Source organism: Ruegeria sp. AG6, from assembly GCF_056541565.1.
The window spans coordinates 182229-206799 of record NZ_JBQFYQ010000003.1; the positions used below are offsets into that span (position 1 = coordinate 182229).

Below are 24571 nucleotides of genomic sequence, written 5' to 3' on the forward strand. Positions count from 1 at the left end.
CTAAGTCAAAGAGACCCAACCTGAATCAGGTTTGAGTGTCGCTAGATCAGCCTGCCAGAAATGGCCTTGTGAGGGCTGGTCATACTTGCGGTCTATCAAACAATCCGAAAGTGCGCACCAAAGCAATGTGCCTACTGCCCCGTGTGTCGTGATTGCAAGATCCCCGGCATCATGCGTCTGGATTATCTCTGTTACTGCGCGATGAATGCGTCTCTGCGCCTCGACAGCTGTTTCCCAACCGCGATAGCTCGTATCCGGCTGCGCAAAGAAAGCATCGGCGGCGGCCTCGAAATCGTCCCGAGGCAAGTAACCGGTTGCGCTGCGGTCGTTCTCACCAAGACCCCAGTTGCAATTCACGGGTAACGCTTGTGGTGCAGCAAGAATCTCACCTGTTTCGCGGGCCTTCCACTCGCCACTGGTCCATATCTGCGTCACGTTGGATAAGACTTCACTGGATGCAAATTCGGTAGCGCGTTTGCGGCCCACAGCGTTCAATCCCCACTCAGTTATCGGGACGGCCGGATCGACAGAGACCTCGGGGTGCGAGATGATAATGAGTTTCGGCATTTAATCCGGCAAAAGAACGGGGCCTTTGTCAGCAAAGCCCATTTTGGTTTTTGTGCCGGGATCAAGCGGCGTATCGACGTCATCGTGTACAGCAAAAACCTGACCGAATTCACCGGTCAGCGTATATTCCATCCGAACGCCAACATAGGTCGCCTTGGCCACCGTGGCTGGGATGCCTTGGTCTGAGCCGATGACCAGACGCGAGGGGCGCACAGCGATGGTCGCAGGTCCTTCGGACAAACCGCGACGTGGTAGCGTGTGGTGGTAACCTTCTATTTCTATCGTTGCCGCGTCGCCGTTGATTTCGACGATTTGGCACTCCAAAAGATTTGCCTCGCCTATGAAATCGGCAACAAATCGGTCGTTCGGGGCATCGTAAAGCTGGCGGGGTGTGCCCATTTGGGCGATTGCTGCGTTGCGCATGACGACAATCTCATCCGAGACCGCCAGTGCCTCTTCCTGATCGTGGGTCACGTAGACAACTGTCAAACCAAGTTCTTGCTGGATTGCCCGAATATCCTCTCGCACCTGACGGCGAAGCTTGGCATCGAGGTTGGACAACGGCTCGTCGAACAGCAGAACCTGCGGCTCAAGAACCAGCGCGCGGGCGACTGCAACACGCTGTTGTTGACCCCCCGACAGTTCAGAGGGAAGACGGTTGTCGAACCCCTGAAGACCAACAAGTTCCAATCCATTCAGAGCGCGGCTGCGGGCTTCATCCTTTGCAAAACCCGAGAAGGTGAGGCCATACATCACGTTTTCCAGCACGCTCATGTGAGGGAAAAGCGCGTATGACTGGAACACCATGGATACGTCACGGTCGGTGGCAGGCAATTTGGTCACGTCCCGATCTCCGATCAGGATCTTGCCCGAGCTTGCCATTTCCAACCCGGCAATCATGCGCAGAGTCGTTGTTTTCCCACAGCCTGACGGGCCAAGCAGTGTGACGAGCTTTCCCGCCTCGACGTTCAGGTTGATGTTGTCGACAGCGACGACATCCTTGCCGAACACTTTCGACACGTTCTCAAAGCGTACCGGGGCAGCCTTGGAACCGATTTTGGTGTCGGTCATGGCGATGTCTCCGTTCCGTGCTGCGTGCGTCGGCCAATTTGGACCCGACCGACGAGAAGTTGCAATAAGCCGACCGCCGCGAGCATCACGAAGATCAGCGTCGTCGAATAGGCGATCGCAAGGCCATAGTCGTTGTTCTCGACCCGACCGATGATGTAGCTGGTCGCCATGTCATATTCTGCACTGACCAGAAAGATGACAGCCGAGATCGCCGTCATGGCGCGCACAAAGCTGTATACAAGCGCGGCAAGTATCGCAGGGCGCAACAGCGGCAGAATGATGTTTCGGAACGTCTGCCACGAGTTCGCACCAAGGGTCAGCGAGGATTCATCAAGGCTGCGGTCAAGCTGCGACATGCTCGCGATCCCCGCACGAACGCCGACCGGCATATTGCGGAAGATGAAGCTGACCACGAGAATGACACCCGTACCCGTGATTTCAATCGGCGGAACGTTGAAGGCCAGAATGTAGCTGACGCCGATCACTGTCCCGGGGATGGCGAAGGACAGCATTGTTCCAAATTCGAAAGCGTTCTTGCCTGCAAAACTTTGTCTTGTCAGCAGATAGGCGGTCACCAGGCCAACGGCGGCAGTCAACGGGGCAGCAATGGCCGCGATGGTTATGGTGGTCCAGAAACTGTCCCAAGCTGCCCCGGTCCAGCGAATACCCTCTTCTTCGAAGCGGACCGAGAATGCAGTGATATAGTGTTTGATCGTCAGCGAGTTATCGACGCCCCACAGCTCGACAACACTGCCGTAAATGATCATCGCGTAGACAACAATTGTGAACAGCGCCCAACCCAGAGCGACGAGCAGTACCGGAACAGAAAGGCCAGTGGGCATCAGTGGATGGACGCCGGCATCCCCTTTGCCGGTGACGGTTGTGTAGCTTTTCTTCCCCAGCCAGACACGCTGCGCGTAAAAGGCGGAAAGAGTAAAGAACAGCAGCACCATGGCCAGAACCGCAGCCCTGCCTTGATCGTACTGAGCGCCGACGATGGCAAAGAATATCTCGGTCGAAAGCACGTCGAAATTTCCGCCCAATACAAGCGGATTTCCGAAATCGGCCATGCTTTCGATGAAGCCCAGAAGAAATGCGTTCGCAAGACCAGGCCGCATCAGGGGCAAGGAAACCGTCTTGAATGTCTGCCATCTGCTGGCGCGGAGCGTTTGCGCCGCTTCTTCCATCGACGGAGAGACGCCTTCAACCACACCAATCAGAACAAGAAACGCAATTGGTGTAAACGCGAGTGTCTGCGCAATCAGGATGCCCGGCATTCCATACAGCCAGCGTGTCGGTTGCGTGCCGAACAGGTCGGCAAAGAACCGGGTGACAGAGCCGGACAGGCCAAAAAGCAGGATCAGCGCCAGGCCGATCACGAATGGAGGGGTGATTATTGGCAGAACGGTCAGAGCCCGCAGCGCGCGCTTGTAGCGAAAGCCTGAGCGCGTCACGACAAGTGCAAAGCAAAGACCCAGGACCGTGGTGATGACGCCAACGAGGATGGCAAGGAACAGTGAATTCCAGGCGGCGCCACAACGCGCGCCCTGAAAACACCCCAGACCCCACAGTCGATCATCGAAAAACTTCGAGAAGAAGACCGCGATGGAATACGCGCCGTCTTCGGTGATGAAGGCAGCGAAAAGCATCTTTGCGATGGGAAAAAAGACAAACACGGTGACAATTGTAATAACGCCTCCGATGGCGCTTACGACAAAGACGTCACCGTTAATGGCACCCCTTGCCGCAATCCCCTGAGTAAGCAGGAACAGAAAGCTTGAGGCGCAAATCATCGCGCCATAGCCCATGCCGAACTGACGGTCGCCAAGCTCGCCAAACATCGCCTCCAACCAATGAAAGTTGAAACCTCTGATGCCAATGCTGAACCCCTGAGCGATCAGCCAGCCAAAGCCAAGCGCCCCTGACAGGATCAGTATGCGGGCGTAAACTGGATCAGATTTGGTGCGCTTCAACACCAGAAGCGGCAGGGCCAGTGCGATCAAAAGCGGCGCGAGCCAAAGTTTTTCGCCCTGCCCAATCAGAAACGCAGCGGGGGCGTAATCCTCATCGAATGGATAGCCGTCCAAAAGCCACTCGAACGACCAAAGGCCACCGTCGACCATATACCAAGGCAACAGGCAGAATCCGACCCACCCGGCCGTGATCCAGAAGATCAGAACCGGATGGGTCGTTTTTGAAGTCCGGTCAGTCATTTACTGCGGCAGAGTCGAAACTTCTTCGTCCCATTTCTGCAACAGACGCTTCCGTTCGTCCGAGGACCCATACTTTTTGAAGTCATAATCAATCAGCTTGATCTGACTCATGTCTGGCGCGCTCTCCGAAGTTTTTGCGTTCTTGTTCGATGGCACCTGGAACGCGTTGACCTGCAAAGCAAGGTTCTGAGCTTCGGGCGAAAGAGCCCAATCATAGAACTTCTTCGCTTCTTCTTCGTTGCGGGCTCCGTCAATAATCGACATCGAGCCAATCTCGTATCCCGTACCTTCGCATGGCGCGACGACCTTGATCGGGAACCCGGAAACGGCCTGTTTCACGGCGTCATGCATGAAGACGATACCAATTGTGTTCTCGCCACGACCGGCGGCCTTGATCGGCGCCGATCCGGATTTGGTGTACTGATTGATGTTCGAATGCAGGCCCTTCATGAACTCAAAGCCTTCATCCTCGCCGAAGATCTGCACCATCGACGCCAGCGTGGTATAGGCCGTACCTGATGAGTTCGGATTCGCCATCTGAACGTGGCCCTTGTATTCGGGCTTCAGCAGGTCTTTCCAACAGGCCGGTTCGGGCAGGTTGTTTGCAGCGATAAGATCGGCATTGTAGCCGTAGCCAAGTGCGCCCGAATAGATGCCGATCGTTCTGTTACCCGCGCTTTCTGCCTGGGATATCGCCCAATCATGAAGCTGATCGCGCATTGGCGAAATGTATTCCATCGTCAGGCCCTCTTCGGCGGCCTGCAAATGCGGATCACCCGTACCGCCCCACCAAACGTCCCCTTTCGGATTCGAGCCTTCGGCGCGTATTTGTGCAAAGGTTTCCCCTGACGACTTCCGGGTCATGTTGACGTCGATGCCCGTCGCATCTTCAAAGCTGCGCGCCATCAGTTGGCACCAGTCTTCTTGCGCCGAACAATAAAATGTCAGTTTGTCGGCCTGTGCCGCCGACAGTGACGCAGCCAGGGCGATCACCGATCCAACCGTGGTGGATATCAATTTCCTCATTTTCTTCCTCCCTTTGAGCTTGATGCGTCCGGGTTTCCCGGTTCTTTCATGCCCTTCCTCATGCAGCCTGTCGAAGTTTCTTTATGACAATTTTGACTTCTGGATTGTCTGTCAGATTGTTCAGCAAATCTGACAGGTCGCTTTCTTGAACCAACTTTGCGGCCTTTGCCGGTGAAAACCAGTGACGCGTACGTTCACCTTTTTCCTTCCAGCGTCGCTTCAGCTTTTCGACGACCATCGGATAAAGGGTGACGCGGCAGCGAACGCTGCTTTGCCCCTCGTATCGTTTATCATAGAAAAAATGACCGATTGGCCGTTTCGATATGGTGCCGACGGCGCCTGCTTCTTCTTGCGCTTCGATTTCAGCGGCTTGCCATGGTTTTTTGCCGTCCATCAGCCATCCTTTCGGGATAACCCACCGGCCGGTATCCCGCGAAGTGACCATAAGAACGCGCAACTTGCCAGCCTTGTCCCAGCGCATCGGAAGCGCCGCAATCTGATCTGCCGTTTCGCTGTCGCTCATGCCGCCTCTCAATGCCACACGATCAAGAACCAAAAGGAAGCAGTCTCATTGGCAAGTTGGCCGGTCAACGCTTTGCCTTGGCTCGTATTTTGAATTTGATCAGCCTGTGCATCTTTGCTTTGCGCTTCGAAATACTTGTGTTCGCTCGAATTCTCACAACCTTCCGAGGGTTATGCAACAAAAAATATTGCATTATGACCGAAAGCCCACAAAAGTGGATTTCGAAACCTAGTCGGGTCGTCGGATGTCCAAAACTAAAACGCGCGGCAAAATGTCTGAAAAGAACCACAGCCGGGTAAAGAAATCCGACCGGCGCCAGCAGATATTGCTGGAACTGAAGCTGCGCCCGCACGTTCGCATCAACGAACTGGCGCAGCGGTTCAACGTCTCCACCGAGACGGTACGCAGAGACTTCGATGCTCTGTCGAATGATGGCTTGATAGCGCGGGCACACGGGGGGGCATCGGCCGCCGCGCAAGGGCACTATCCGGGTCTGGATGAGCGAACAAACGCTCAGGTTGAGGAGCGTGAACGAATTGGCGCCACAGCGGCAGAAGTGATCCAGAGCGGTGAAACGGTCATGATCGATTCCGGCTCGACCACAATCGAAATGGCACGCGCACTGGCTTATATTGGCACACCTTGCACCGTAATCACCAATTCCATTCCCGTAGCCATGACCCTTGGCCATGGGGCTGCACAAGTGCTGTTATGCCCGGGGGAATACTTGGCAACCGAGTCTGCAACGATCGGAACCGAAACGCTGGAGTTTCTGTCCCGTTTCAACGTCGACAGGTGCATGATCGGTTCCTCTGGGTTTTCGACCGATGGACCTTCAGAAACAGTGCGCGGCTTTGCGGCAATAAAGAGGGCAATGCTGTCGCGAGCCGAGAAACGGCACCTTCTTGTCGATTCCGGGAAATTCGGCCGGAAAGGCCTGTCTCAAGTAGGGGACCTTGACGACCTGGATTCAATAATCACCGACAAAAACCCAATAGGAGAATTGCGTAACGCCATTGAAAGCGCCCGGGTCGACGTTATCGTCGCCGGGTAGATATGAAATGACTGATTAACAGCGGATAAAAAGCACCGCACTTGACTGGGAGGAAAACATGAAGATCGATATCAAACTATTGCTTGGGGCATCTGCAATCGCGCTCATGTCGATAAGTGGAACGGCGTCGGCGCAGGATTGTCCACGCGGTGACTTGGACGAGCGTTTTTGTGATGCCGACGGGGATTTGATCGCGGATATCCCCACAGATCCTTCCGAGCAGATAGATCCCGACACTTTGATTTTTGCCTATACGCCGGTTGAAGACCCCGCCGTATATAAAACCGCGTGGTCAGATTTTCTTGACCATTTGAAAGCAGAAACTGGCAAGGACGTCGTCTTTTTCCCTGTTCAAAACAACGCGGCCCAGATCGAGGCGATGCGTTCGGGGCGTTTGCACATTGCAGGCTTCAACACCGGTTCCAACCCACTGGCGGTAAACTGCGCCGGGTTCCGCCCCTTCACGATCATGGCTTCGAAGGACGGAAATTTTGGTTACGAGATGGAGATCATCACCTATCCAGGTTCGGGCATCGAAAAGGTCGAAGACATCAAGGGGAAACAACTGGCTTTCACATCGCCTACATCCAACTCGGGATTCAAAGCGCCCTCGGCGATCCTGAAAAGCGATTTTGATCTTCTGCCCGAACGCGATTTCGAACCTGTCTACTCGGGCAAGCACGACAACTCGATCCTGGGTGTCGCCAACAAGGATTACCTGGCGGCATCCATCGCGAATTCGGTAAAATCCCGGATGATCTCGCGCGATGTGATCAAGGAAGATGATGTCGTTACGATCTACAAGTCGCAGACCTTCCCGACCACAGGGTTTGGCACCGTTTACAACCTGACGCCCGAGTTGCAGGAAAAAATCCGCAATGCGTTTTTTAGTTTCGAATGGGAAGGCACGACACTGGAGGCGGAGTTCTCAAAATCGAACGAAGGCCAATTCCTTGAGATGACCTATCAGGAATTCTGGGACGTCATTCGTAAAATTGACGCGGCAAATGGCGTCTCTTACGCCTGCCAGTAATTTTTGGCTCATCCGGCGGGCCTGAAAGGGCCTGCTGTTCACCCTAATCTGGGGCATTTCATGCTGCGTCTTCAAAAGCTGACGAAAACATACAAGACCGGAGATCAGGCGCTGAAGGCCATCGATCTTGAGGTTCCAAAAGGACAGGTTCTGGCGTTGATCGGGCCCTCGGGCGCGGGCAAATCGACCATGATCCGTTGCATCAACCGCTTGGTTGAACCTTCAAGCGGCGGTGTCCTTCTGGATGAGGTTGACCTGACCAAGCTCGGATCGGGCGCGCTTCGGAAAGCACGCCGCGAAATGGGTATGATCTTTCAGGAATATGCGTTGGTCGAACGCCTCACGGTGATGGAAAACGTATTGTCCGGCAGGCTGGGATACGTGGGATTCTGGCGCAGTTTCCTGCGGCGGTATCCGCAGTCGGATGTGGACGAAGCCTTCCGCTTGCTCGATCGGGTCGGGTTGTTACACATGGCTGACAAGCGGGCAGATGAGCTATCTGGTGGTCAACGCCAAAGGGTGGGCATTTGTCGAGCATTGATTCAAAACCCGAAACTGTTGCTGGTTGATGAGCCAACCGCGTCGCTGGACCCAAAGACCAGCCGTCAAATCATGCGGCTGATCACCGAGTTATGTCAGGAACGCGGATTGGCGGCCATCATCAATATCCATGATGTGGCGCTCGCTCAGATGTTTGTTCCCCGTGTTGTGGGACTCCGATTTGGCGAAATTGTGTATGATGGGCTTCCCACCGGCCTTACCCCTGAGAAGCTGACCGAGATCTATGGGGAAGAGGACTGGGAGGCAACCATCGAAAAAGTGGACGAAGATGAAGATGTCGAGGCCGCAGAATGAGCCATCGAGAATTGGACGACATGCTGGGAAAAGGCTGGCGTAAGCCTGCCTTTGTCAAGAACCCAGTGCTCCGCTGGGCATTGCTCTTTGGATTTCTCGCCTACCTGATCGCAGCCTTTATGACCATCGAAGTCGATTGGGGTCGTGTCTATGAAGGGCTGGATCGCGGTTGGGCGTTTGTGCTTGCATTCACCAGCCCAGACTTCATTTCACGGTGGTCAGATATTTGGAGCGGCCTTCTGGAAAGTATCGTGATGACCGTGGCCGCGTCGGTCGTGGGTATCCTGATATCGATCCCGATCGGGCTGGGGGCTGCCCGTAACATCGCGCCATTGCCAATCTATATGATTTGCCGAGGTATTGTTGCGATAAGCCGGGCATTGCAAGAGATCATCGTTGCCATATTGCTTGTGGCGATCTTCGGCTTTGGCCCGTTGGCCGGATTTCTGACGCTTTCCTTCGCCACCATAGGGTTTCTTTCGAAACTTCTGGCCGAAGACATCGAAGCCATGGACAAGGTTCAGGCCGAGGCGATCAAGGCCTCTGGAGCGCGTTGGCCACAATGGATCAACTATGGAGTTCAGCCGCAAGTGATGCCGCGACTTGTGGGCCTTTCCATGTATCGGATCGACATCAACTTCCGGGAAAGCGCGATCCTCGGGCTTGTGGGGGCTGGTGGAATTGGTGCGACTTTGAACACCGCATTCGACCGCTATGAATACGACACCGCGGCGGCCATTCTCATTCTGATCATCGGCATCGTGATGGCTCTGGAATACCTTTCGGGAATTATTCGAGCGAGGGTTCAATAATGCCGATACTTGAACGCGACGATGCGCAAATCTGGCGTCGCCGGACAACCGGTCAGAGCTTGGTTCGTTGGTTCGGCTGGCTGTTGGGCGTGGCGATCTTTGTTTACTGCTGGCAGCTGATCTCGGAATCGACCACTTGGTTTTTCGTCTGGGACGCGCCCCGCATCGCCAATGATATCTGGACACGGGCAACGCCCCCTAAATGGGAGTACATCACCCAACTGGGCCGCCCGATTTGGGACACGCTAAATATCGCCACATTGGGAACAATCATTGCCCTGTGCATGGCAGTGCCCGTCGCCTTTTTGGCGGCCCGTAACACAACGCCATCGGCCTTGTTCATCCGGCCGATTGCCCTGTTGGTCATTGTCTCGACTCGCTCTATCAACTCGTTGATCTGGGCGCTTCTTCTGATCGCAATTATTGGTCCCGGAGTTTTCGCCGGTGTCATAGCAATCGCCATTCGTTCAATCGGGTTTTGCGCAAAGCTTCTTTACGAAGCGATCGAGGAGATTGATCACACGCAGGTCGAAGCAATCACGGCAACCGGTGCTTCACGCTGGCAGGTCATGGCCTATGGGATCGTACCGCAAATCCTGCCCGCGTTTGCAGGCATTGCCGTTTTTCGATGGGATATCAACATCCGCGAATCCACGGTGCTCGGGCTGGTTGGAGCCGGAGGTATCGGGTTGCAATTGTCGGCTTCGCTCAACGTTCTGGCTTGGCCACAAGTCAGCCTGATCCTGATTGTCATTCTCGTCGCGGTTATGATCAGTGAATGGGTTTCGGCGAAAGTACGAGGGGCCATCATTTGACCGGTTTCTCTGTGCAAGAAGCTTTTGACGCCTACGAGGCTGTGCGACATCGCCTGCCGCAAACCAGATCTACCGAATTGAGCTATCGCCAGGCGGACACGCTGGAGGACATAGCTCATGAGTTTGACGTGTTCTTCCTCGATGCTTTCGGGGTTCTCAATATTGGTGATACGGCAATCCCGGATACGCCAGATCGGGTCAGGTCGCTGACAGCCGCCGGCAAACGTGTTCTGGTCGTGTCGAATGCCGCCGGGTTTCCCCACGCAACTCTTATGGAGAAGTACAACAGGCTTGGTTACGATTTTGCACCACAAGACGTGATCACCAGCCGGGCCACGTTGTTGTCTGAACTGAACGGCCAAAGTGATTTGCATTGGGGATTGATGGCGGCCCCCAGTGCCGGCCTTCGCGATCTGGAGGGGCTGAAACTGTCCTACCTGGAGGATGACCCGAAGCCCTACGAAACCGTCGACGGGTTCTTGTTGATCGGGTCAGCGGTTTGGAATGAAGCGCGACAAGCCATGTTGGAGGCCACTTTGCAAGAGCGTCCCCGCCCGGTATTGGTCGGCAACCCTGACATTGTCGCTCCGCGCGAGTACGGTTTTTCCAAGGAACCCGGTCTTTACGCGCACCGGCTGGCAGACCGGACAGGCGTCGCCCCTCAGTTCTTTGGAAAGCCTTTCGCCAATATCTATGATATTGCTTTCCAACGTCTCGGACACATCGACAAGTCCCGGGTTCTGATGGTTGGCGACAGCCTTCACACCGACATACTGGGCGCACGAGAAGCAGGCATAGCTTCCGCACTCATCTCGGGATACGGTTTCTTCGCAGGGCATGATGTTGAAGCAGCGATCATGAAGGCAGGGATAGCACCGAACTTTGTTTTAAACCGGCCTTGATGTCAGGGCGTTCCGCTTAGATACGTTTTCCTGTTAACTCGAACATCCGGTGAATCTGCGTTGCGAACATGCCGCCGAAGTGCATGAAGCGCCGCGTGTGAACGGCGGCCTTGGAAAACCATCCTCAACAACTGAGCGCTGAGCTCATGTCCGGCTTGGGCCGCATTCCGACCTGTGCAATGCCCGCTTTATGCGCATGGCCGTCGTCGGCTTAACGGAGCATGTCTGCCTTGAAAGGCTTCCGGTTCGTCAGATTGCAATGTTCCGTAATCGCGATTGGCATGTTTCGGGCTGGATGGAGAGGTCGGGATTATTGATGCGCCCGACTCCCCTGCCCCCACCTTTCACCGTCCCACATGTCAGTGTCGTCAGAAAGCAAAGCTTCATACGCTTTGCGCGACCTTGTTCATGGCGAGTTAGCACCACGGTCAACCATTCAGGCAACCGGCCGCAATAATGCGGTACCTTTTGATCTTGCTGATGTCTGCGCAGAATCTCAGATTTGCGCCCATCGAACCGGTGCGGGACATTCAGTCGGTCTCGCCAAAACCTTTCGGTACCGGCAGATCAGGCAGAGTTGCCGCGCGTTTTTGCAAGGCCCGCCCGATGACCACACGGCTGATTTCTGTCGTCCCGTCCACGATCCGCAGCATTTGCGCGAGGCGGGACAAGCGATCCAGGCCGTAGGGTTGCAACAGCCCTGCACCACCCAGGACCTGCGTACAGGTGTTCGCAGCCTTTACTGCGGCATCTGGCACAAACCGTTTGGCATGAGCGGCCATCAAGGGGCCTTCGGGCGTGCCAAGGGAGTCTGCCGCCTTTCGGTAGAGAAGCTTTGAGGCTTCAAGGTCGGTTGCAACCTCGCCCAGCATCCACTGGATCCCGTCCAGATCAAGGTTCCTGCCGCCAAACATCTTGCGGTTCTTGGAATAGGACAACGCCGTATCCAACGCAGATTGCATCAATCCACAGCATCCTGAGGCAATCGAAACACGGGCAATGTCGATGGCCATGAGCGCGCCTTGAAGACCCTGACCAATGGGTAGGATGATGTTGGTTTCATCGACCACGACCTTGTCCATGTACATTTCGGCCAGGGGCAGGAAGTTGTAGGACGGGGTATCGTAAAGCGGCCCAAAGCTGAGGCCCGGTGCGTCGGCGGGAATGGCGATCATCGCCATGTCCTTGTGGCCGGGTGTGTCGCTGGTCTTGACCACAGTGAAATAGATGTCCGCCTCGGTCGCGAGGCTGACCCATGCCTTCGCGCCGCTGATCGTCCATGTGCCGTCGTCATTGACCACGGCGCGTGAATACATGTTTGTTGCGTCCGATCCGGATTGTGGTTCGGTCAGTGCAAAGTTCGCCAGCTTGCGACCAGATGTCATGTCCCGCGCCCACTTTTCCTTGAAGGCATCTGTGCCATAACCGCAGCCCGCGAAGGTGCAGATGTTATGCATCGACAGGGCAAAGGCATAGGCACCATCGCCCCGTCCCAGTTGTTCATAGACCTGAATGCCTTGCGCCAGCGGCAAGCCCTGACCGCCAAACTCTTCGGGGGCGTAGAGGCCCGCCAGGCCAGCGGCTCCGGCCTTGTCCGAAGCATCGCGCGGCCACTTCTTCGCGGCGTTCCAGGCATCCACATTGGGCAGGATCACCTGCACGGCGTGGTCGCGTGCGGCTTGGAGTATGGTGTCGAGTTTGTCTGACATTGGCGGATCCTTTCACGACGGTCATTCTCAGATGGCGCCACAACCGGGAAGCCATGGATGAGCGGAATGATGAGTTTTTGAGGGCAAAACTTCCGAAAAGAAGTTTTTCTACAGCAAGATCTAGCGATCCTGCCCGCTGGGGACCATCTCGTGCAATGACAGATCATTGTCCAAAAGTGACAAATCGGGCGCCCTACATTTGCACCCTGCGGTATGAGCTTGGCATGCTTCCGGTCCAGCGCTGAAAGGCCCGGTGGAAATTGGCCGCCGACGAAAATCCGACATCATGTGCGATGGCTTCAACGCTTTTGCGCCCCGCCTGAAGATCACGGATAGCGATATCACGCCGCAGGGCATCCTTGATGGCCTGAAACGATGTACCATCCGCATGCAGCCTGCGGATCAGGGTGCGGGGGGTCATGTGCATCGCGGATGCCGTCTGGGTCAGGGTTGCCGCGTCCCATCCCGATTGGACCAGATAGGTGCGCACCCGCAGCGATTGGGTGTGCTCTCGCGAACTGGTAAAGATCCAGTCTCGGGGCGCGTTTTGCAAAAATCTGTCAAGGTCATTTGTGCTGAGCGCCTGCACTGGACCCAACGCATTCGGATCGAACGAAATCGCGGTGGCACCTTGGCCGAACCGTAGCGGTGCCGGAAAGATGACCGCGTAATCCTGATCAAAGTCCGGGCGCTCAAACACGAAATCGACAGCCTTGACCGGAACTTCGTGCCCCGCCAGCCAAGACATGAGCCCGTGGGCAAGTTTAAGTATCAGCATGTGCCCGAACCGCTGAACTTGAGCCGCGCCCCGTGGCTTCAGCGTAAGCACCAACATGTTATCGGCGTCATCCAGATCAAACTGGTAGTCATCCAGCAACAAGTTCCAGAAGGTCGAAAAGCGATAAAGTGCCGATGAAAGAGACGTGGCTTCCCGGACTGTCGTCAAAAGATGTTGCAGGGCTCTCGGCCGGATTGGGCGGCTCCAAAGCCCCATCATCTCATCACCGGTCTCAACTGCGGCAAGTTGATAGAGACACACGATTTGATCCAGCGTGACGCGACCATGAGGGTGACGCGTATCCGCGACCAAACCCGACCGGGCGAGAAGCGATGCCATCTGAACCTCGGGACATAGCCTACGCAATGCCGTCAGCCAGTCATCGATAAACTGGCTGGAAACCGTGGAAAGGATCGTTGGCGCGACATTGGTCATGACGTGCAAGGAGGTATCACCAATTCCGGTCGAGATGAAACACGGCGAATGTAGGTCGCGGATTGGCAATGTCTTCACCAATCAACGCTCCGGTTGAGCTTATTTCAGTGGGCTGTCGCCCCTGTTCGCCGCACCGGTCATCGAATATTGCTGTGCGGTGGCGGGCAGAGCTTTTGTTTGCATCGGCAAGCAATCTTGCGGATGTATTGGGCGCTCTTTTGGCTCGGGGCGTTCATTGCCCCAAATCCCGGGCTGTAGACGGCCAAAGTTTAATCAGTCGGGCTTTGATAATGAGCAGCTGAGAAGCCGTCACAGGCACCAATTCCAAAACATCGCAAAAATAAATAGCAATTTTTTTGAATACTTTTACCATGTGGTCAAATTAGGGGGCAGATGAATGTTTGACATCATCATCAGAAAGGCCAGCTTGCCGGATGGCCGCGAACCGGTGGATATTGCGATCAACGGCGACCGTGTTGCAGAAATTGCCGCTGACATCATGGGTGAGGCGCACGAAGAAATTGATGCAACGGGCCGCCTGGTTTCACCTCCGTTCGTCGACCCGCACTTCCATATGGACGCCACCCTTAGCCTCGGGTCGCCACGTATGAATGTTTCGGGCACGCTTTTGGAGGGCATCGCGCTTTGGGGAGAACTAAAGCCCCTTCTGACGCCCGAAGCGGTGATCGAGCGGGCCATGCGATATTGCGATCTGGCCGTGTCGCAGGGATTGCTGGCAATCCGTTCGCATGTGGATGTTTCGTCAACTCCGTTGGTGGGTGTCGAAGCTTTGCTGGAAGTGCGCAAGCTTGTTGCCCCCTATATTGACCTGCAATTGGTGGCATTCCCGCAAGATGGCCTCTATCGATCAGAACATGCCGAAAAGAACCTGATCCGGGCGCTCGATATGGGGGTCGATGTGGTGGGCGGCATCCCGCATTTTGAACGCACGATGTCGGAAGGCGCTCGATCGGTCACGAGGCTGGCCGAGATTGCCGCAGATCGCGACCTGATGCTGGACCTGCACTGTGATGAAAGTGACGATCCGATGTCGCGCCATGTGGAAACCCTCGCCTATGAGACCACACGCCTTGGGCTCGGGGGTCGTGTGACTGCAAGCCACGTCACGGCGATGCATTCATACGACAATTACTATGCCTCGAAGCTTGTTCCGCTGATCGCGGAAAGCGGCATGAACGTCGTACCGAACCCGCTTATCAATATCACGCTGCAAGGCCGCTCGGACACTTATCCGCGCCGCCGTGGCCTGACCCGCGTACCAGAATTGCGTGCAGCAGGTGTGAACGTTTCCTTCGGGCAGGATTGCACTATGGATCCATGGTATTCTCTTGGGTCCGCCGACATGCTGGAAGTGGCCCATATGGGCGTGCATGCGGTGCCGATGACATCCCGCGAAGCGATGGAATGGGCTTTCACATCCGTTACCCAGAACGGTGCCAAGACCATGGGTCTGCCTGACCCGACAATTCGCAAAGGCGGCCCAGCCAACATGGTTGTGCTGCAAGCGCGTGACCCGATTGAAGCTGTTCGTATGAAAGCCACACGTCTTGCCGTCATCAAAAACGGCAAGGTGCTGGCGCGTACCGAACCAAGACTGGCCGCGCTTTCCTTGCCCAGCCGCCCCTCGACCCTGGATCCCGCGGATTACGCGCCCAGGCCCAATATTTAGGAAGCCCAAGAACAAGAATAGTTGCCACCAACAGAAGAGGATACTCCGATGAAACTCACCACTACACGTCGTCAACTGATGGTCGGCGCCGCGGCCATGCTGGCCCTGCCGGCTTATATCCGCCGCGCCAATGCACAATCTGCAACCCGCGTCGCTGGCGTGCATATGTCTCCGGTCGAAAATGCATGGAACAGCCGGATCCACGTGGCGATGCAGGAAGCCGCCGAGGCTGGCCTGATCGAATATGAGTTTTCAGAGGGTGTGGCTCCGACCGACTATCCCCGTGCGATGCGCGAATACGCCGAAGGCGGCGCGCAAATCATTTGGGGCGAGTCTTACGCGGTGGAACGCGAAGCACGCGAAGTGGCGGGTGATTACCCCGATACCGCGTTTTTGATGGGGTCCTCCGGCGGACCGGAGGGCGACAATTTTGGCGTCTTCGGCACCCGCAACCACGAGGCGGCCTATCTGGCCGGAATGCTTGCCGGCCAAATGTCAGAAAGCAATGTTTTTGGTTCCGTCGGCGGTTATCCGATCCCCGAGGTGAACCTCCTGATCAATGCTTTCCGGATGGGCGTCAGTGAAGTGAACCCTGACGCCACTTTCCTTAACGGTTTCATCGGAGCATGGTTTGATCCGGCTCGCGCGCAGGAAGCCGCGATTGCCCAGATCGACGCGGGCGCGGACATCCTGTTTGGTGAACGCATTGGCACCGCTGACGCCGCTCAGGCGCGCGGCGTGAAGGCCATCGGTTCACTGATAGATTATACACCGCGCTATCCCGGCACGGTCTTTGCCAACGCGATATGGAACTATGGGCCAACCATCGAAGCCATCGTGGCGGATGTTCAGGCCGGCAATCCCACCGGGCGCAATTATACCGAATATTCCTTCATGGCTCATGGCGGCAATGAGCTGATCTATGTCGCCGACGAAGTGCCTGACGACGCCGTCCCTGCGATGGAGGCCAAACAGGCCGCGATCCAATCCGGCGAATGGGACGTTCCGATCGACGAAAGCGAGCCCTCCTGATCGCGGCGGCTTTGACGTGACCGATGCCACGGCTCTTGCTGCTGCCGTTTCTGCGGGGCAGATCACTGCCACCGATGCGATGGAAGCAAGCCTTTCCGCCTGCCACGCGCAGGCGGATCTGGGCGCCGTGGTGTTCCTGGACGAAGACATGGCCCGCGCCGGCGCGAGGGCGGCAGATGCAGCGCCATCTGATCGACGTGGGCCCTTTCACGGGGTTCCGTTCCTGGTCAAAGACCTCGGCGGTTCCGCCATAGGGTTGCCCGCTGCTGCCGGGTCTGCGGCAATCCGCGCGCAAGGGCGAAAATCCGAACGTGACAGCTGCCTGTTGCAGGATTTGCGCCAGACCGGCCTGATCCCTTTTGGTGTCTCGGCAACACCGCCATTCGGCCTTTCCCTGACATGCGAACCAGATGGCATGGCTGCGGCCCGCAATCCGTGGAATCCCGCGTTGACGCCCGGTGGCTCATCTGGCGGCGCCGCGGCTGCGGTTGCAGGCGGCATCGTCGCCATTGCTCATGCCACGGATGCGGCCGGATCTATCAGAGTCCCAGCCGCGTGCTGCGGCTTGACCGGGCTCAAGCCGTCTCGTGGTGCGGTGCCCGACGGCCCTGATTTCGCCAATCACCTGATGGGGATAGCGTCAGAACTGGTTCTGGCGCGGTCCCTACGCGATGTGGAAACCGCCTTTCAAGCCGTAGCCCAGCCCATGACCCCGGTACATCCGGCGGACCACCCCCGCATTGCATTGGCACTGCCCGAGCGTTGCGGAACTGACCAGTGCAAAACCGCCAAGGATGCGGCTGACGCTCTGCGCGATGCAGGCTGCGAGGTGCATGACATTTGTACCCCGGACGAGATGGGGGCCGAGGCTCATGCAATTGCCCGAACTATACTGGCTGTTTCGCTGGCCGAGTGGCTCATTGCACTCAGGATATCTGATGACCAGGTTCCACCGCTTGCCGCCGCCATGGCTGCCGAGGGCCGTGCCACATCCGCCACCGCGCTTTTTGCGACCTCAAGACAGCTTGCGCGCCTGACATATCGTGCTCGCAAGATTTTCAGTTCTGTGGATGCTGTCCTGATGCCGGTCCTATCGCTTGCGCCGCCTGTTATCGGCACTTTGGACCTTTCTGGCGCCTCCGCGGATGAACACATGGCGCGGTTGGAGGCCTTTGCCCCAAACGCAGCACTTGCCAATGTCGCGGGCTTGCCGGCTTTGGCATTGCCCTTTGGCATGGCAAATGGCCTGCCAATCGGTGTGCAACTGATGGGACCACCCGGCTCGGATCTTGCGTTGCTGAAACTTGGCGCTCTGATCGAGGCGCGTGCGCCCGAACTTGCCTTTCCGTCTCCAATCGCAGGCCTGCCCACATGAACAAGGTTCTGGAACTTCACGGCATAACAAAGCGTTTTGGAACGCTTACCGCCAATGATGATGTGACCCTGTCATTGGCCCAGGGTGAAATCCTTGCATTGTTGGGTGAAAATGGCGCGGGTAAGACGACGCTGATGAACATCCTGTTCGGCCATTACGCAGCCGACGAAGGCTCTGTCAGGGTGTTTGGCAAAGCGTTGCCTCCGGGTCTGCCCCGCGCAGCGATCGAGGTGGGTGTGGGCATGGTACACCAGCACTTTACGCTTGCGGGCAACCTCACGGTTCTTGAAAACGTTATGCTTGGTTCAGAACCCCTGACACGCGCACGGTCCGCACGTGGCGAGGCGCGCGCAAAGTTGTTGCAGATCGCGGATCGGTTTGGTCTGCCCGTGAACCCCGACGACAGGATCAAGTCCCTTTCCGTGGGTGAACGTCAACGCGTCGAAATTCTGAAAGCGCTGTACCGAGACGCGCGCATACTGATCCTGGATGAACCCACGGCCGTTCTGGCCCGGCCCGAAGCAATGCGCTTGTTCGAGACGCTGCGCGACATGACGAAAGAGGGTCTGTCGCTTATCTTCATCAGTCACAAACTGCATGAGGTCATGGCGGCCTCTGACCGTGTGGCCGTTCTTCGTGGCGGTAGGTTGGTCGCGGAACGCAGGACCTCTGAAACCACCCCCGGAGAGTTGGCGGAATTGATGGTTGGCCGCAAAGTGGAACGGCCCGTTCGTCAAGACCACGAGATTGGCGCGCCGGTTCTGGTCGCAAACGATGTGCGCGTGGAAAAAGACGGTGAATTGCGGCTGGATGACGTGTCATTCACTGTCCACGCTGGCGAGATCCTTGGTATCGTCGGCGTATCAGGCAATGGTCAGGCCTCGCTTGGCGGGCTGTTGTCTGGGCTGATCCACCCTGGCGCCGGGAAGTTGACACTGCTGAACAAGGATATCGGCCATCTGGGCCCGCGCGGCATGATCCAAGCTGGCGCAGGCAGGGTACCGGAAGACCGCCATGCAGAAGGTGTCGTGGGTGAATTGAGCCTGTGGGAAAATGCAGTTCTTGAACGTCTGCGCACACTAGAGTTTTCGCGCCGAGGCTTTGTCCGACAACGCGCTGCCCGAGAATACACCGCAGGGCTTATCGAACGATTTGATATCCGAGGGGCCAGTCCCGACACGCGCACACGGCTGCTGTCTGGCGGCAACATGCAAAAGCTGATCCTGGGGCGAGTCCTGACCAACGGACCGCGTTTCGTGCTCGCCAACCAGCCGACGCGGGGCCTTGATGAAGGGGCAATTGCCGCAGTTCATGCCGAGCTTCTGGCCGCACGGGCCGAGGGTGCTGCGATCCTGCTAATTTCGGAGGAACTGGAAGAAGCCGTAGCTCTTTCAGACCGGATACAGGCCATCGTAAAGGGTCGATTGTCGAAACCGATATCCGCTGATGAGGCTGACCCGCAACGCCTTGGCCTGATGATGGCAGGTGTCTGGAAGGAAGATGATGATGCGGCTTGAACGACGCACATATGTACCGCTGTACCTTGTGGTCATTGCGCCGCTGGCCGCGATCTTTACCGCGTTGTTATTGGCTGCGGGTCTAATCGCAGCGGCAGGTGTGAACCCGCTGACTGCCTATGGTGAAATGCTGACCGGCGCGCTTGGTTCGCGCCTTTCGATCACCGAGATGCTGACCCGCGCCACGCCGCTGATATTTACCGGGCTTGCCGCGGCCGTCGCCTTTCGGGCGCGTCTTTGGAACATCGGCGGCGAGGGGCAGTTCTTCGTCGGCGCGCTGATTACCGCGTGGATCGGGCATTCTCTCGGGGTTTCCGGATGGATCGGGATTCCGATTTTGATGCTGGCGGGCATGGCGGCGGGTGCGGCCCTGTTGGCGGGCCCCGCTTATTTGCGCCTGCGTTTCGGGGTGGATGAGGTGGTGACGACCCTACTGCTCAACTTTATTGTGATCCTTTTCGTCGGCCTCATGATCGAGGGTCCGATGCGCGATCCGATGGCCTTTGGCTGGCCTTCCTCAGTGCCCGTGAGCGGAGAGTACCGCCTGCCGGATCTTATTCCCCGCACGCGCCTTCATATCGGGTTGCTTTTTGCCATCGCGGCAGCAGGTGTTGTTTGGCTGATCCTGGCCCGCACGGTTTTTGGTGCTGAAACACGCGCCGCAGGCTTGAACGCCAGTGCCGCCGCCTTTGCCGGAATTTCCCTTCCAAAAACGATCATGGGTGTGGCCCTGCTGTCAGGCGCTTTGGCAGGGCTGGCAGGTTCCGTCGAAGTCATGGGTGTTACAGCCGGGGTCACGACAACCATGAGCCCCGGATTCGGCTATGCCGGCATCGTCGTCGCAATGCTGGCCGCTTTGCATCCGGCGGGTGTGGTCGCCGCCGCGGTTTTCGTCGCCACCGTTTTTGTCGGGGCCGATGCCATGAGCCGCGCAACCGGCGTTCCCAGCTTCATTGCCGACGTGATCGTGGCGCTCTGCCTGCTCACCATGATCGTGGCCCTTCTTTTCACAACTTACCGGGTGCGCCGATGAGTGATGCAATTGACCTGCTGCTGAATACCAGCCTCTGGGCGTCCGTGCTGCGCATTGCAACGCCGCTTATTTTCGGAGTCCTCGGCGCGTTGCTCTGTGAACGTTCGGGTGTTCTCAATCTGGGGATCGAGGGGATCATGACCATGGGCGCGATGAGCGGTTGGCTTGCCGTCTACATGGGCGCGCCTTTGCTGGTTGGCCTGATGATAGCGGCACTTTGCGGCGCAATGTTAGGATTGCTGCACGCCATGCTAACGGTCCCGCTTGGATTGTCGCAACATGTCTCGGGGCTTGGCATCACGCTGTTTGCATCCGCGCTGGCCTACTACCTTTACCGGTTGCTTGTCGAAGTGGGCGATCTGCCCCCGACGATAGAACCTTTCCAGCCACTCGATGTTCCGGGCGTTTCCGATATCCCCATTTTGGGTCCGATCCTGTTTTCCCAGGCTCTGCCGACCTACCTCGCTCTGTTTGCGGTGGCTGTGATGGCCTACGTCCTTGCCCGGACACCGCTGGGGCTGGCCATTCGCATGACCGGTGAAAACCCGCACGCGGTTGAGGCGCAGGGGTTGAACCCCATTCGCATTCGCATTGGTGCAGTGGTTGTCGGATCAGCGTTGATGGCAGTGGGTGGCGCGTTCCTGACGACAACGGCGTTCAACAGTTTTTTCCCGGGCATGGTTCAAGGACGCGGCTGGATCTGCATCGCACTGGTTGTGTTCGCAAGTTGGCGGCCTGGCAAGGCGTTGATCGGTGCCGTGCTGTTTGCTTTTTTTGATGCATACCAGTTGCGGCTGCAAACGGCGATTGAAGGCGTGCCATATCAACTCTTCCTGATGGCGCCCTATGTGCTTTCCATCGTCGCGCTCGTTCTCGTCGCCCGCAGGGCCGAAGTGCCTGCCGCACTGATGGCACCCTATCGGCGCGGTGAACGTTAGGATCAGGGTTCACAACCAGTGGATGACTGGTCGTTGCAAGCGCGAAAGGGTCAGGACATACATGAGACGTCGCTTATGGCGGGTTGCGACATTGGTGCCCGTGCCTTTCGTGTTGGGCGGAATATTGCGTCAACACCTTGGGCAAGAAGCCATTGATCGCAATGCAGTACGCCAATAACCGCTGGCAATGACGATTAGAAAAGGCGGCTTCTGACGATGAGAAGCCGCCTTTTGTCTTTCGTTCTGACGTAGTTGCCTAGTTGCCTGCCGACTGCAATCTCCGACGGTCAGCGGCGGTTGCATTTCTCTCAACGACAGTCCGGTTGTATGGGTCTTTCAACTCATAACGGCCAAACTCGATCTCTTCTTTCCAGCCATTGGCGTAGTTCACTTCGATATTGTTGCCCTGACGTTCAACTTTCGTCGGGCGGATTCCCGTAGTACCTCCTTGGCCGGACGAGCGCACGTTGTCGATGGAGATACCATCTGCCAATGACCGGAGCCTTGAGACATCGGCGCCTGTCGCCAGCCGTTCTTCCACAGTGCGGTTCTGAGCATTCTTCCTTTCATACCGACCGTTTTCGATTTCTTCCTTGGTTCCATCGGCATAGCGCACTTCGATGCCGTTGGCGTTCGTCTCAACCTTCGTTATGCCGGCAGAGCGCGATGACCCGCCGCCTGACCGGGATTGATCCTTTTTGCCACTGCCTCGATTTGAACGCTTCGAGTCGTCATCGTCATCGTCGTCGCGACCACCTTTGCCGGATCCGGAATTGTCGTCCCGATCATCGTCGCGGTCATCGTCCCTGTCGTCGTCGCGATCACCACCGCGACCACTGTTGCCCGACCCCGAGTTGTCGTCCCGTTCGCCGCCACGATCATCCCCTCGGTCGTCATCGCCTCCATCCCCGTCTTTTCCGCTGCCACTTTTGGCAAAGGCATAGGCTGGTTCAAGGTGCAGGCGACCTTCCGCGTCAAACTTCGGCACGTAAGGCGTCGCGGCAATCAACGAAGCCAGCGCTGCTGTGCTGAGAAGCTGGCCCAGTTTTCCTTGAAGTTTCATTTTTTCGCCTCCGGTTCTGTTCGACCCAACTCATGGTGTCGGTGACAGGTTATCCGGGGCTTTGCGTCCCGACATCGGGCTTAGGTCTGATGAATTGCGGGCCGAACGTCCCCGCCAAAACCACGACTTCGGTCGTAGTCGATTGCACCAAGTGGTTTAAGAAACCTGGTTCGGTTGTTCTCCGTTACCCTCCAGCTCGTCATCGGGTTCGAGATGAATGACAAAAACAGAACCCGGATAAAGACGTTCCAGTGCGTGTTCGATTTCATTGCAGATGTCATGGGCTGCGCTGACCGGCATTGCGCCGTCCACAACAAGGTGAAACTCGACGAAGATGACATTCGCGGATCTGCGCCCCTTGAGGTCGTGGTATTCCAGCGCAGCGCCCAGATTGTTTTCAATGGTGCTGGAAACAACCTGCAAGTCATGTTCAGAAAGGCTCACATCCATCAGGCCGTCAACGGACGCACGAATGACTTTCCAACCTTCCCACAGGATGTTCAGCGCGACCAGAATTGCAAGGATCGGGTCAAGGACAAGCCAGCCGGTGACAAGTGCAAGTGTGAGCCCCGCGATGACACCAACTGACGTCATGACATCTGTAAAAATGTGCCGCGAGCTTGCCTCCAATGCAGGTGAACCCTCGCGCCTGCCGACTTTAAGCAACAGGTAGGCCCATGCGCCATTCACGCCCGTTGCAATGACATTGACGGCGATTCCAAGAAAAGGCGCATCCTCAAGATGTGGATTGGGAAGGGCCAGCACGGCCTCTCTGATGATCAAGAACGCCGCCAACACAATCAATGCGCCCTCGACGACAGCGGAAAGATACTCGGCTTTCTTGTGGCCAAAGGGGTGGTTTTCATCAGGGGGCTTGTTTGCGACCCGAACCGCAAAATAAGCCAGCAGGGCCGCTGCGACATTGACGGTGGATTCCATCGCGTCCGACAACAACGCCACCGAACCTGTCAGCCACCAGGCCAGCAGCTTCAGGGCCAGTACCGCCAGGGATATCGGAATGGACCAAAGCGCGATTTTTTGTGTCATTTGGCCACGACCCTCAATCAATCCTGAACAGAAACGCGGGCGTGTGCTGCGTTCCGGTGCCCAGAACGTAAAACAGGAGTTTGGCGAAAAGGGAATAGGCCTTGCGGCTTCGTGCTGACGGCTGGCAAAGACATCTGGCATCGGCCGCATGGCGCCAAAGAGGGTTACTCTGACGGCGAGTCTGTCGGTGACGCGGGCACGGCCTTGAGATAGGCCGCAATCGCCAGACGGTCGTCATCCGTAAGGCGGGATGTGTTTTCGATGACTTCGACCATCTCACCACCCGCGCTATCATAATCCGGCGTGAAGCCGGATTTCAGATACTCGGCAATATCAGCCTCGGACCAATCCAGTTGGGCAGAAGTCAGCCCGGGGATGCGTCCCTTTCCGCTGGGGTTTGGTGCACCTGTCAGCCAGAGATCGCGTTTCAGGCCCCCTAGCCCGTTACGCGGCGTGTGACATTCTGCGCAATGTCCCAACGCCTCTACCAGGTATCGGCCTTGAATTTGCTGGTCAGTCAGATCGCCTTCCACAACCCAGCCCGGTTTCAGATACAACAGCTTCCACCCGCCCAGCCCGCGTCGAATATTGAAAGGAAAGCCAACCTCGTGCGCTGCGCCTTGGCTTGGAACCGCCGGCAGAGTGCCGAGGAAGGCATGCAGTGAAACAACGTCCTCGGCTGACATGTTGGCGTAGGACGTATAGGGAAATGCGGGGAAATAGTGCTGTCCTTCGGGCCCGGTCCCGTGGAGCAGGGCATTGGCCAGATCCGATGCGGACCACGATCCGATGCCGGCAACCGGATCACTGGATATGTTCGGGGCTATGAACGTGCCGAAATCCGACGCAAACCGACGACCGCCAGCGAGTACCAGCTTTTCCTCACCCGTTGCGTTCGGAGCAGAATGACAGGACGCGCATCCAGCCGCGTAAAACACTGCCTCACCTCGACTGAGATCAGGGACAATCCCGTTCAGTTGTGTCTGGTCAACTGTTTTCGGACGGGTCAGCACCAAACCGACCAGCCCGACCAGTACAGCGATACCTGCGGCGAAAATGAACAAACGCCGCATGGCCAGCGCT

22 protein-coding genes are annotated in these 24571 nt (G+C 56.9%); 12 read left to right on the forward strand and 10 right to left on the reverse strand.

Features of this window, described 5'->3' with window-relative positions; translation table 11 throughout:
• From ACR0I0_RS09915 to ACR0I0_RS09935, 5 genes are read right to left on the reverse strand one after another with little or no spacing between them, the layout of a single operon-like run.
• The gene (locus tag ACR0I0_RS09915; protein WP_480491220.1) at positions 1-567 is read right to left on the reverse strand and encodes a histidine phosphatase family protein; all 567 of its coding nucleotides are present in this window, start codon (positions 565-567) and stop codon (positions 1-3) included.
• Positions 568-1638, reverse strand: coding sequence for an ABC transporter ATP-binding protein (locus ACR0I0_RS09920; RefSeq protein WP_210092902.1), 1071 nt, complete (start codon positions 1636-1638; stop codon positions 568-570). It lies immediately after the preceding gene.
• On the reverse strand, positions 1635-3851 hold the full coding sequence (locus ACR0I0_RS09925) for an ABC transporter permease (protein WP_480491222.1): 2217 nt from the start codon (positions 3849-3851) through the stop codon (positions 1635-1637). The genes ACR0I0_RS09920 and ACR0I0_RS09925 overlap by 4 nt, the downstream gene beginning before the upstream one ends.
• Positions 3852-4877 (reverse strand): ABC transporter substrate-binding protein, encoded by a 1026-nt coding sequence (locus ACR0I0_RS09930; RefSeq protein WP_480491224.1) that lies wholly within the window; start codon positions 4875-4877, stop codon positions 3852-3854.
• A 58-nt stretch (positions 4878-4935) separates the two neighbouring features.
• Positions 4936-5400 (reverse strand): NUDIX hydrolase, encoded by a 465-nt coding sequence (locus ACR0I0_RS09935; protein WP_171636059.1) that lies wholly within the window; start codon positions 5398-5400, stop codon positions 4936-4938.
• Positions 5401-5644: 244 nt separating this feature from the next.
• Between ACR0I0_RS09935 and ACR0I0_RS09940 the strand changes: the two genes are divergently transcribed.
• From ACR0I0_RS09940 to ACR0I0_RS09965, 6 genes are read left to right on the forward strand one after another with little or no spacing between them, the layout of a single operon-like run.
• A complete protein-coding gene (locus ACR0I0_RS09940; RefSeq protein ID WP_480491226.1) occupies positions 5645-6454 on the forward strand; it encodes a DeoR/GlpR family DNA-binding transcription regulator in 810 nt (269 codons plus the stop codon).
• Between the two features lie 58 nt (positions 6455-6512).
• Positions 6513-7487, forward strand: coding sequence for a phosphate/phosphite/phosphonate ABC transporter substrate-binding protein (phnD, locus tag ACR0I0_RS09945; RefSeq protein WP_171636055.1), 975 nt, complete (start codon positions 6513-6515; stop codon positions 7485-7487).
• Between the two features lie 60 nt (positions 7488-7547).
• Positions 7548-8342, forward strand: coding sequence for a phosphonate ABC transporter ATP-binding protein (gene phnC / locus ACR0I0_RS09950; RefSeq protein WP_170651922.1), 795 nt, complete (start codon positions 7548-7550; stop codon positions 8340-8342).
• Positions 8339-9154, forward strand: coding sequence for a phosphonate ABC transporter, permease protein PhnE (gene phnE, locus ACR0I0_RS09955; RefSeq protein ID WP_209833948.1), 816 nt, complete (start codon positions 8339-8341; stop codon positions 9152-9154). Before phnC ends, phnE (ACR0I0_RS09955) begins: the two co-directional genes overlap by 4 nt.
• Positions 9154-9969: a phosphonate ABC transporter, permease protein PhnE gene (gene phnE, locus ACR0I0_RS09960; protein ID WP_171120783.1), complete on the forward strand. Its 816-nt coding sequence runs from the start codon at positions 9154-9156 to the stop codon at positions 9967-9969. Before phnE (ACR0I0_RS09955) ends, phnE (ACR0I0_RS09960) begins: the two co-directional genes overlap by 1 nt.
• The gene (locus tag ACR0I0_RS09965) at positions 9966-10871 is read left to right on the forward strand and encodes an HAD-IIA family hydrolase (RefSeq protein WP_480491229.1); all 906 of its coding nucleotides are present in this window, start codon (positions 9966-9968) and stop codon (positions 10869-10871) included. The genes phnE (ACR0I0_RS09960) and ACR0I0_RS09965 overlap by 4 nt, the downstream gene beginning before the upstream one ends.
• Before the next feature lie 530 nt (positions 10872-11401).
• Here the strand turns inward: ACR0I0_RS09965 and ACR0I0_RS09970 are convergent.
• Both ACR0I0_RS09970 and ACR0I0_RS09975 read right to left on the reverse strand, forming a co-directional pair.
• Complete coding sequence (locus ACR0I0_RS09970; RefSeq protein ID WP_480491230.1) at positions 11402-12580, reverse strand: acyl-CoA dehydrogenase family protein; 1179 nt, start codon at positions 12578-12580, stop codon at positions 11402-11404.
• Between the two features lie 193 nt (positions 12581-12773).
• Positions 12774-13793 carry an AraC family transcriptional regulator gene (locus ACR0I0_RS09975; protein WP_480491363.1) on the reverse strand — a complete coding sequence of 340 codons (1020 nt, stop codon included), beginning with the start codon at positions 13791-13793 and terminating at the stop codon, positions 12774-12776.
• Positions 13794-14190: 397 nt separating this feature from the next.
• On the opposite strand from ACR0I0_RS09975, the gene ACR0I0_RS09980 reads away from it, so the two are divergent.
• Genes ACR0I0_RS09980 through ACR0I0_RS10005 form a run of 6 tightly spaced genes read left to right on the forward strand, consistent with a single transcriptional unit; the run spans position 14191 to position 21378 of the window.
• Complete coding sequence (locus ACR0I0_RS09980; protein ID WP_480491232.1) at positions 14191-15483, forward strand: amidohydrolase family protein; 1293 nt, start codon at positions 14191-14193, stop codon at positions 15481-15483.
• A 48-nt stretch (positions 15484-15531) separates the two neighbouring features.
• Positions 15532-16515, forward strand: coding sequence for a BMP family protein (locus tag ACR0I0_RS09985; RefSeq protein ID WP_480491233.1), 984 nt, complete (start codon positions 15532-15534; stop codon positions 16513-16515).
• A gap of 16 nt (positions 16516-16531) precedes the next feature.
• Positions 16532-17890, forward strand: a complete 1359-nt coding sequence (locus ACR0I0_RS09990) for an amidase (RefSeq protein ID WP_480491234.1) — start codon at positions 16532-16534, stop codon at positions 17888-17890.
• Positions 17887-19407 carry an ABC transporter ATP-binding protein gene (locus tag ACR0I0_RS09995; RefSeq protein WP_480491235.1) on the forward strand — a complete coding sequence of 507 codons (1521 nt, stop codon included), beginning with the start codon at positions 17887-17889 and terminating at the stop codon, positions 19405-19407. Before ACR0I0_RS09990 ends, ACR0I0_RS09995 begins: the two co-directional genes overlap by 4 nt.
• A complete protein-coding gene (locus ACR0I0_RS10000) occupies positions 19397-20440 on the forward strand; it encodes an ABC transporter permease (RefSeq protein WP_171636039.1) in 1044 nt (347 codons plus the stop codon). Before ACR0I0_RS09995 ends, ACR0I0_RS10000 begins: the two co-directional genes overlap by 11 nt.
• Positions 20437-21378, forward strand: a complete 942-nt coding sequence (locus ACR0I0_RS10005) for an ABC transporter permease (RefSeq protein ID WP_171119292.1) — start codon at positions 20437-20439, stop codon at positions 21376-21378. The genes ACR0I0_RS10000 and ACR0I0_RS10005 overlap by 4 nt, the downstream gene beginning before the upstream one ends.
• A 256-nt stretch (positions 21379-21634) precedes the next feature.
• On the opposite strand, the gene ACR0I0_RS10010 is transcribed toward ACR0I0_RS10005, so the two are convergent.
• The 3 genes from ACR0I0_RS10010 to ACR0I0_RS10020 form a co-directional block, all read right to left on the reverse strand.
• Positions 21635-22441, reverse strand: a complete 807-nt coding sequence (locus tag ACR0I0_RS10010; protein WP_480491238.1) for a hypothetical protein — start codon at positions 22439-22441, stop codon at positions 21635-21637.
• 156 nt (positions 22442-22597) lie between these two features.
• Positions 22598-23488, reverse strand: coding sequence for a cation diffusion facilitator family transporter (locus tag ACR0I0_RS10015; RefSeq protein ID WP_480491240.1), 891 nt, complete (start codon positions 23486-23488; stop codon positions 22598-22600).
• Between the two features lie 164 nt (positions 23489-23652).
• Positions 23653-24561 (reverse strand): c-type cytochrome, encoded by a 909-nt coding sequence (locus ACR0I0_RS10020; RefSeq protein ID WP_480491242.1) that lies wholly within the window; start codon positions 24559-24561, stop codon positions 23653-23655.
• Positions 24562-24571 lie beyond the last annotated feature (10 nt).